Source organism: Aquitalea sp. S1-19 (assembly GCF_024343515.1).
In genome coordinates this window covers 47,729-55,123 of the sequence record NZ_RJTZ01000007.1, presented here as the reverse complement: position 1 = coordinate 55,123, position 7,395 = coordinate 47,729, and the positions used below count along the sequence as shown (strand labels likewise).

Below are 7,395 nucleotides of genomic sequence, written 5' to 3'. Positions count from 1 at the left end.
ATACGGTGATCCCCATGCCGCTGGCGACCATATGGCGTATGGTATTGAGCGAGCTACCCTGTACCGCACTGGCCAGCCCGCCCGCCTGACTCTGACGCATGGCCAGTTCGCTACAGCTTTGCAAAACCTGATCACGGAAGCAGTTGCCGGCAGACAAAAGCAATACGCTTTCGTGTGACAGTTCGTCGGCATTGATATGCTTGCGCTTTTCCCACGGGTGACCCTTGGGTGTGGCAACGACAAAGGCCTCGTCATAGAGTGGCCATGCCTGGGTGCCGGGCTCGTCAAACGGATCGGCAACGATAATGGCGTCAACTTCACCGCGCTTGAGCATTTCGGCCAGTCGCGCGGTATAGTTTTCTTCCAGAATGAGCGGCATGTCGGGCGCCAGAATACGCAGCGCCGGGATTAGTTTGGGCAGCAAGTACGGGCTGATGGTAAAGATGACGCCCAGCTTCAGCGGACCCGCCAGTTCGTTCTGGTGTTCACCGGCTAGATGTTTCAGCGTTTCGGCTTCTTCCAGCACGCGCCTTGCCTGTTCCACCACCCGCTCGCCTATTTCGGTGACCGCGACTTCCTGTCCGCCGCGCTCGAAGAGCGTGACCGACAGTTCGTCTTCCAGTTTCTTGATGGCAATGGAGAGGGTGGGCTGGCTGACAAAGCAGGTTTGGGCGGCGCGCCCGAAATGGCGCTCGCGTGCAACCGCCACGATATAACGAAGTTCAGTTAGCGTCATACAAAAGAGTCAATTACGCCTGAGGCGTGCCTCGCAGGGCGGGCGAAAGGGGGCGTGCCCATGCGTTTAGGCATGGGCAGCAAGCCTTGTCAGTGTTAGCGGTTTTTTTCCGGCAGCACGATGTTGACTTCCAGTACTTCAAAGTTGTCCTGACGTTCCAGTTGAACCTTGATGTCATCCTGGTTGACGGCAACGTACTTCGAAATGACCTCCATCAATTCACGCTGCAAGGCCGGCAGATAATCCGGTGCACCACGACCGCCGCGTTCGTGCGCAAGAATGATCTGCAGGCGCTCGCGTGCGATGGTAGCTGTTTTCTGGCGCTTGCCAAAAATCATATCAATCAGCGACATCCATTAACCTCCGAACAGGCGTTTGAGCAGGCCGACCTTGGGGGGCTCGATAAAGCGCATCGGGCAACTCTCACCCAAAAAGCGCGACACTACATCGGTGTAGGCTTCGGCAGCATCGCTGCCCTTCATGTGAATGGCGGGAGTGCCCGAGTTGGATGCCTGCAGTACGCTTTGTGACTCGGGAATCGCCCCAATCAGCGGTACACGTAGAATTTCTTTTACATCATCCACCGACAGCATTTCGCCTTTTTCCACTCGGGAGGGCGAGTAGCGGGTAATCAGCAAGTGCTCTTTGACCGGCTCGCGCCCTTCGACTGCGCGCTTGGATTTGGATGACAAAATGCCGAGGATACGGTCCGAGTCGCGTACCGACGAGACTTCAGGATTGGTTACGATAATGGCTTCATCGGCAAAATAGAGCGCCATCAGTGCGCCGCGTTCGATACCGGCAGGAGAGTCGCATACGATGTACTCAAAACCCATGTCGGCCAGATCTTTCAGTACGCGCTCTACGCCTTCTTCCGATAGCGCATCCTTATCGCGTGTCTGTGACGCCGGCAATACGTAGAGATTGTCGCAGTTCTTGTCCTTGATCAGTGCCTGATTGAGGCTGGCCTCGTTATTCACCACATTGATCAGGTCGTAGACCACGCGCCGTTCGCAGCCCATGATCAGATCCAGATTGCGCAGACCGACATCGAAGTCGATGACAGCAGTTTTATGGCCGCGCAAGGCAAGGCCGGAGGCGAAGCTGGCGCTGGTGGTGGTTTTGCCTACGCCACCCTTACCTGAGGTCACAACAATAATCTTTGCCACGTCTATATCCCTTGATGAAGATGGTCGGCCAGTCATTCGCCAATGGCGGTGATGACGAGGCGTTCGTTTTCCAGATAAATCTGTGTCGGCTTGCCCTGGATCGAAGCAGGAAGTGTCTGTTCTATGGTGCGGTACACGCCGGCGATGGAGACCAGCTCAGCCTCCATGGCATGGACAAAAATACGTGCCTGCGTATTGCCGTGAGCGCCGGCCAATGCCCGGCCGCGCAAGGGGGCGTAGACATGGATATGGCCATCGGCAATCACTTCGGCACCCGCGCTGACCATGGCCAGCACAATCAGATCGCCATCCTTGGCGTAGATTTGCTGACCGGCGCGCACCGGCTTGTCGATGATCATGGTGTGGCGCAGCGCAATTTGCGCAGGCACGATATTTGCTTGGACTTGGGGGCGGCCTGGTGTGCCTGATGCTGTATAAGCCAGATGATGGCGTCGGGCTAGCGCTTCCAGCGCCGGATCAGGATGGCGCAGGGCGACAATGCGGATGCCGCGCTTGATGCAGCTGGCCAGTACGGCGGCCAGATCAAGCCCGGCAGGTTCTGTCAGCAGCTCAAGATCAAGTACAAAAGCCTCATGTTGATCGGTGAAGCGCTGGCCAAAACGATGGTCCAGTTCGGCTTCTATCTGCACAGGATCGGAGCTGCGCAGTTGAAGTGCCAGCAAATCCAGGCTGGCGGACTTTATTTCGAGAGGAGTGGCCGTCTGGCTCATTGTGGTGTCTTGAGTCTGCATAGATTTAATCAATTGCCAGAGTGTAAATCTTTGATAGCAGTCTTTCAACGCGTATGGACTGGCAATATGTTGTTTTGTTGATTTGCTGTTGTGAAATTGATAGGTGTTGTACAAATGCATCGAAAGTAAGGGGATGGAATGGCGCAGCGCAACATTCCCTTGACCGGGTGCAAGTGCCTGTCTAATATCCACATTGTTGCAGCGCAACATCGGTTTGGCGCTGATGGGTTTGGTGCTGTTGTGATCTGAAATTTTTGTGAAAGAGGAGTCTCGCATGTTTACCAATGCACAAGATTTTGCAGCCTTCGGTCAGGCCAATCTCGATAAGGCAGTTCGCCTGTCTTCCATCGTTTTGTCCGGCACCGAGCGCATGGCCAGCCTGCAGCTGGAATTGTCGCGCAAGCTGCTGAACGATAATGCCCAAGCTGTCAAGGCGCTGACCGAGATCAAGGATCCAAAGGCATTTGCCGAGTATCAGTCCAGCCAGGCGCAGCCTGCTATCGATCAAAGCTTGAATGTGGCGCGCAATCTGTATGATGCTGCTGTGCAGACCCAGAATGAACTGGCTGCCTTCTTTGAAGACCATGTCTCCGAGTCTAACCAGGCGGTACTGACTTCGCTGGACAAACTGAGCAAGAACGCGCCTGCCGGCTCCGATGTTGCTGTCAATGCACTCAAGACGCTGATCACCACGTCGAGCGCTGCTTTTGATAATGTGTCGAAGACCGCGAAAAAAATGGGTAGCGATTTTGCCGAGGCTAGCGCAGAAGCTGCGGCGAACACTGCCAAGGCGACCGGTGCTGCTGTTTCGCGCAAAAAGCCGGGCGCTGCTGCCTGATTGTATTGTTGTTCTGCTATATGGAAACGGCCCGCAAGGGCCGTTTTGTCGTTTTTACCGGCGGCTCAATTTGGTCCGGGTATGGACGTGTCGCTCAATAGTAATAACCACTGTGCCAGGGCTTGGGCAAAGTGGGGTTGTCTGGTGTCTGGCGGGAGGTTTGATGTCGCAGGTGTCGTGGAAGGGTGGCTTGCCAGATAGCGCTGTGCCAGTTGTCTGATCCGCTCGAGCAGGTGTGTCTGCTCTTGCAGGTGCTGCAGTAAATCGGCGGGTGTGAACTGCGTATCGTGTGCAGCCCGTCCGTAGTGCAGGCTATAGCCCAAGGCATCCATATATTGGCGCATAAAGGTTGCGCTGCCAGCGGGGCCGGTCATCAGCCAGGCGCTGTTGAGCGGTGCCAGTGCATCCAGAAGGGGGCGGGCCAGGGCAACGGCAGTATCACTGCCGCCGGCATACAGGACATAACCCATATACTCTCCGGCAGGATGCCAGTGTCCGGCAAGATCAATATAACGACCTGCCTGGGCTTGCAGCCTAGCCTGTTCTGGCGTCGGACCGGACAGGTCAAGGGTGAAATCAGGGTGGCTTAGACGTGCGGCACCCGTTGCAGCGGCATATTGCCGGCTGACGGTATAGCCTTTTTGCTGCAAGCGCCGGAGGATGTGCTCGGGAGTTGCGCCGTGCGCCACGATGTCCAAATTTTTGCCCTGTTACCAAACGACGCCGGATTCTTTCACGGATAGTGCGGTCTGCCTATCGGGGTTCTCCGCTTGTTGCTTGTCTCATGCGAAAAAAGCCGGCAAGGCCGGCTTTTTTCGCGGAGCGAACCGGCTATCAGCCTTCCTGTAGGTGACGCGCGATACCATCCACCAGCTCGGCTTTGGCTTCTTCCATGGTGCCCCAGCCTTGTACCTTGACCCACTTGCCCTTTTCCAGGTCTTTGTAGTGCTCGAAGAAGTGCACCATCTGGTTGCGCAGCAGTTCAGGCAGGTCTTCCAGTTTCTGGATATTGCTGTACATCGGGCACAGTTTTTCAACGGGTACGGCCACCAGTTTTGCATCAATGCCGGATTCGTCTTCCATCTTGATCATGCCCAGCGTACGGCAGCGAACGACCACGCCTGGCGGCAGCGGGAATGGGGTCACGACCAGAACGTCTACCGGATCACCATCCAGCGACAGGGTCTGCGGCACAAAGCCGTAGTTGGCCGGGTAGAACATGGCGGTGCCCATAAAGCGGTCAACGAAGATCGCGCCGGAGTCTTTGTCCAGTTCGTACTTGATAGGGGCGCCATTGGCGGAGATTTCGATTACGACGTTGATGTCGTTCGGCATATCCTTGCCGGCGGAAATTGCGTTCAGGTTCATCGACTCGGGTCCTTGTTTGTATATGCCCTTATGGCTGGGCGTGATGCAGGGGTGCTGCTGTCGGACGATTATATCGCAGGCATCCGTAGCGTGTGCTGTGAAGGTATAATGATGTTCATTGGATATGGCAAAAAGGCATCACATGATTGATAAATTTATTGTCGAGTTTGACAAGGGCTTGCGTACCTTGTTTGCGCCGGCGCTGAGTTCGCGCCCTCATCCCGGTAAAAACCTGGATGAGGTGACGCTGAGTGATGAGCAAAAACAGCATGCGCTGGGTTTGATGCGGGTGAATCATTGTGGTGAGGTGTGTGCACAGGCGCTGTATCAGGGGCAGGCGCTGACGGCGCGTGATCCTGCTGCCCGTGAGGCCTTGAAAGAGGCCGCGCATGAGGAGGTCGAGCATCTGGCCTGGACCGAGCAGCGTATCCGTGAGCTCGGCGGGCGCACCAGTGTGCTTAATCCTTTGTGGTATGGCGGTTCGCTGGCGATAGGGGTAGCGGCCGGTTTGCTTGGGGATCGCTGGAATCTGGGGTTTCTGGAGGAGACGGAGCATCAGGTTGGCGCGCATCTGGATAGCCATTTGCAAAGCTTGCCCGAAGAGGATGGCAAAAGCCGGGCCATTGTGACGCAGATGCGCGATGACGAGCTCAGACACGCGGATATGGCGCATGCGCTGGGCGCTGCTCGTTTGCCCCTGCCGGTGCGCCAGGGGATGAAGCTTTCATCCAGACTGATGACGGCCGCCAGCTACCGCATCTGATTGACTGTTCAGGGCGACCGTTATCGGTCGCCTGTTTTTTAACGCGCTTTTTGCACCATGATTTCGATAATCTGGCGGTCGGTTTCCAGCATGCTGCGACTGGCGAGCGCACACAGATTGCTGATCGACTCATCGACATCATGCGCCACAATGCCTTCGTGGCCGGTGACACGGCTGTCGTCCAGCGCCATCAGTACCGACTTGTAGGCCGATGCGGCCGAGGTTGAGACTTTCATGGCGCAGCTATTGGATGCGCCATCGCAGATCATGCCTGCCAGGTCGCCTACCATGCTGCAAATCGCCATATTGACCGACTCTTCCTTGCCATCAAGTAGCCAGGCCATGCCGGCAGCGGCCCCCATGGAGGCGGTGGTGACTGCGCACAGGGCGGACAGGGCAGGCAGCTTGCTGTGGATGTAGACGGCCGTCAGGTGGGACAGCATAAGCGCGCGTGCCAGTTTTTCATTGTCGGCATTCAGGTGGCGTGCGACCACGACGACCGGCAAGGTGGCGGCGATGCCCTGATTGCCTGAACCGGAATTGCTCATGGCCGGCAGCGGGGCGCCGCCCATGCGGGCGTCCGATGCCGCCGTGGTGCGCATCATGATTTCGGTAAGCAGGCCTTGGGAGAGCAGGCCTTGTTTGACCTGACGCTGCAAGGTTGCGCCTATATGCAGGCCGTACCGGCCGCTCATGCCCTCATCTGATAATGCATTGTTCAGGCGTGCGGCCTCCAGAATGAATTCGATCTCGCTCAGTGTTATCTGGGTGGCGAATTCGTAGACATCATGCATGCGGGCATGGCCTAGCGAATAGTGCCCGCCTGCTGTCGTGCCCTGACTGGCGGCCTGCCACAGGGTTTCGCCGTTTTTCTCGATCAGGATTACATTGGTGTGGGCGTTGGCAATGCAGACGCGCACCGATTCGCCCCCGGCGTAGAGTGTCGCTTCGCTATAGAGGATGTTGGGAACATCGGTGATGCTGACGCTGACTTGCTTGGCATCCAGCATGGCTTTGCCTGCTGCGACCTGTTCGGGTGTCAGCTTCTTCAGTACCTGCAAGCCGCCTTGCGGATCGCCGCCAATGGCGCCGACTGCTGCGGCAATGGCCAGGCCGACCATGCCGGTGCCCGGGACGGTCACTGCCATGCCGTTTTTCATCAGGTTGGAGGATACTTTGGCGTCGATGCGTTCGGGCAGGGTGCCCAACTGTTCACGCGCGATGGCGGCGGCCAGTGCCAGCGAGATGGGTTCGGTGCAGCCTAGTGCCGGAATGACTTCGTGTTTGACAGCCTTGATAAACTCGGCCCAGAGTGGTGTCGGATTGCTCATGGTGTGCAGCCTCTTGTGCGGAACAGGCCCGGCCGGAGGGCGGGCAAGCAAATGGCGGATATTTTATACAGAAATGAAGTGCGGGAATGGTGTGTAAATGCAATAAGGCCACTATCGGGTGATAGTGGCCTTATTTTTATTCTGGCGTCCCCACGGGGAATCGAACCCCGGCCGCCGCCGTGAAAGGGCAGTGTTCTAACCGCTAAACTATAGGGACTGCTGGTGCACCCGGAGCGATTCGAACGCCCGACCCTTTGGTTCGTAGCCAAATACTCTATCCAACTGAGCTACGGGTGCACTGTTTCTTGCTGTGTCTCGCTGCGTTGTCTGCTGCGAGAGATGCGAACTATACGGAAGCCTTCTTTTTTCGTCAACACTTTTTCTGATTAAATTGTTCGTCGTCGTTTAGAATACGTCCTTATTGTTGCCATTTTCTGA

Annotated in this window: 9 protein-coding genes and 2 tRNA genes; 2 read left to right on the top strand and 9 right to left on the bottom strand. The window is 56.6% G+C overall.

The window, feature by feature from the left end; genetic code table 11:
• The 4 genes from EGI20_RS02115 to minC form a co-directional block, all read right to left on the bottom strand.
• Positions 1–736: LysR substrate-binding domain-containing protein (locus tag EGI20_RS02115; protein ID WP_498629259.1), on the bottom strand; the 736-nt coding region annotated here is incomplete at its 3' end.
• Positions 737–831: 95 nt separating this feature from the next.
• Complete coding sequence (gene minE, locus EGI20_RS02110) at positions 832–1,089, bottom strand: cell division topological specificity factor MinE (RefSeq protein WP_498629257.1); 258 nt, start codon at positions 1,087–1,089, stop codon at positions 832–834.
• Between the two features lie 3 nt (positions 1,090–1,092).
• Positions 1,093–1,905, bottom strand: a complete 813-nt coding sequence (gene minD / locus EGI20_RS02105; protein WP_124734135.1) for a septum site-determining protein MinD — start codon at positions 1,903–1,905, stop codon at positions 1,093–1,095.
• Positions 1,906–1,937: 32 nt separating this feature from the next.
• On the bottom strand, positions 1,938–2,933 hold the full coding sequence (gene minC / locus EGI20_RS02100; RefSeq protein ID WP_498629255.1) for a septum site-determining protein MinC: 996 nt from the start codon (positions 2,931–2,933) through the stop codon (positions 1,938–1,940).
• Between minC and EGI20_RS02095 the strand changes: the two genes are divergently transcribed.
• Positions 2,932–3,495 (top strand): phasin family protein, encoded by a 564-nt coding sequence (locus EGI20_RS02095; protein ID WP_124734136.1) that lies wholly within the window; start codon positions 2,932–2,934, stop codon positions 3,493–3,495. The genes minC and EGI20_RS02095 overlap by 2 nt on opposite strands.
• A gap of 65 nt (positions 3,496–3,560) precedes the next feature.
• On the opposite strand, the gene EGI20_RS02090 is transcribed toward EGI20_RS02095, so the two are convergent.
• Together EGI20_RS02090 and ppa are read right to left on the bottom strand one after the other, a co-directional pair.
• Positions 3,561–4,193 (bottom strand): hypothetical protein, encoded by a 633-nt coding sequence (locus tag EGI20_RS02090; RefSeq protein ID WP_498629253.1) that lies wholly within the window; start codon positions 4,191–4,193, stop codon positions 3,561–3,563.
• A 136-nt stretch (positions 4,194–4,329) separates the two neighbouring features.
• The gene (ppa, locus tag EGI20_RS02085) at positions 4,330–4,863 is read right to left on the bottom strand and encodes an inorganic diphosphatase (protein WP_124734138.1); all 534 of its coding nucleotides are present in this window, start codon (positions 4,861–4,863) and stop codon (positions 4,330–4,332) included.
• A gap of 142 nt (positions 4,864–5,005) precedes the next feature.
• Here ppa and coq7 point away from each other — a divergent pair, with 142 nt between their 5' ends.
• On the top strand, positions 5,006–5,626 hold the full coding sequence (coq7, locus tag EGI20_RS02080) for a 2-polyprenyl-3-methyl-6-methoxy-1,4-benzoquinone monooxygenase (protein ID WP_124734139.1): 621 nt from the start codon (positions 5,006–5,008) through the stop codon (positions 5,624–5,626).
• Between the two features lie 38 nt (positions 5,627–5,664).
• Here the strand turns inward: coq7 and EGI20_RS02075 are convergent, their stop codons facing one another.
• The 3 genes from EGI20_RS02075 to EGI20_RS02065 form a co-directional block, all read right to left on the bottom strand.
• Positions 5,665–6,957 (bottom strand): L-cysteine desulfidase family protein, encoded by a 1,293-nt coding sequence (locus tag EGI20_RS02075; RefSeq protein ID WP_498629250.1) that lies wholly within the window; start codon positions 6,955–6,957, stop codon positions 5,665–5,667.
• A gap of 142 nt (positions 6,958–7,099) precedes the next feature.
• Positions 7,100–7,174, bottom strand: a tRNA-Glu gene (locus tag EGI20_RS02070).
• A 3-nt stretch (positions 7,175–7,177) separates the two neighbouring features.
• Positions 7,178–7,254: transfer RNA gene (locus EGI20_RS02065), tRNA-Arg, on the bottom strand.
• Between the last annotated feature and the right edge of the window lie 141 nt (positions 7,255–7,395).

Excerpts from the sequence above, each read along its gene's own strand:
- ppa (WP_124734138.1), bottom strand. The coding sequence starts at position 4,863 with ATGAACCTGAACGCAATTTCCGCCGGCAAGGATATGCCGAACGACATC.
- minE (WP_498629257.1), bottom strand. The coding sequence starts at position 1,089 with ATGTCGCTGATTGATATGATTTTTGGCAAGCGCCAGAAAACAGCTACC.
- EGI20_RS02075 (WP_498629250.1), bottom strand. The coding sequence starts at position 6,957 with ATGAGCAATCCGACACCACTCTGGGCCGAGTTTATCAAGGCTGTCAAA.
- EGI20_RS02095 (WP_124734136.1), top strand. The coding sequence starts at position 2,932 with ATGTTTACCAATGCACAAGATTTTGCAGCCTTCGGTCAGGCCAATCTC.
- coq7 (WP_124734139.1), top strand. The coding sequence starts at position 5,006 with ATGATTGATAAATTTATTGTCGAGTTTGACAAGGGCTTGCGTACCTTG.
- minC (WP_498629255.1), bottom strand. The coding sequence starts at position 2,933 with ATGCGAGACTCCTCTTTCACAAAAATTTCAGATCACAACAGCACCAAA.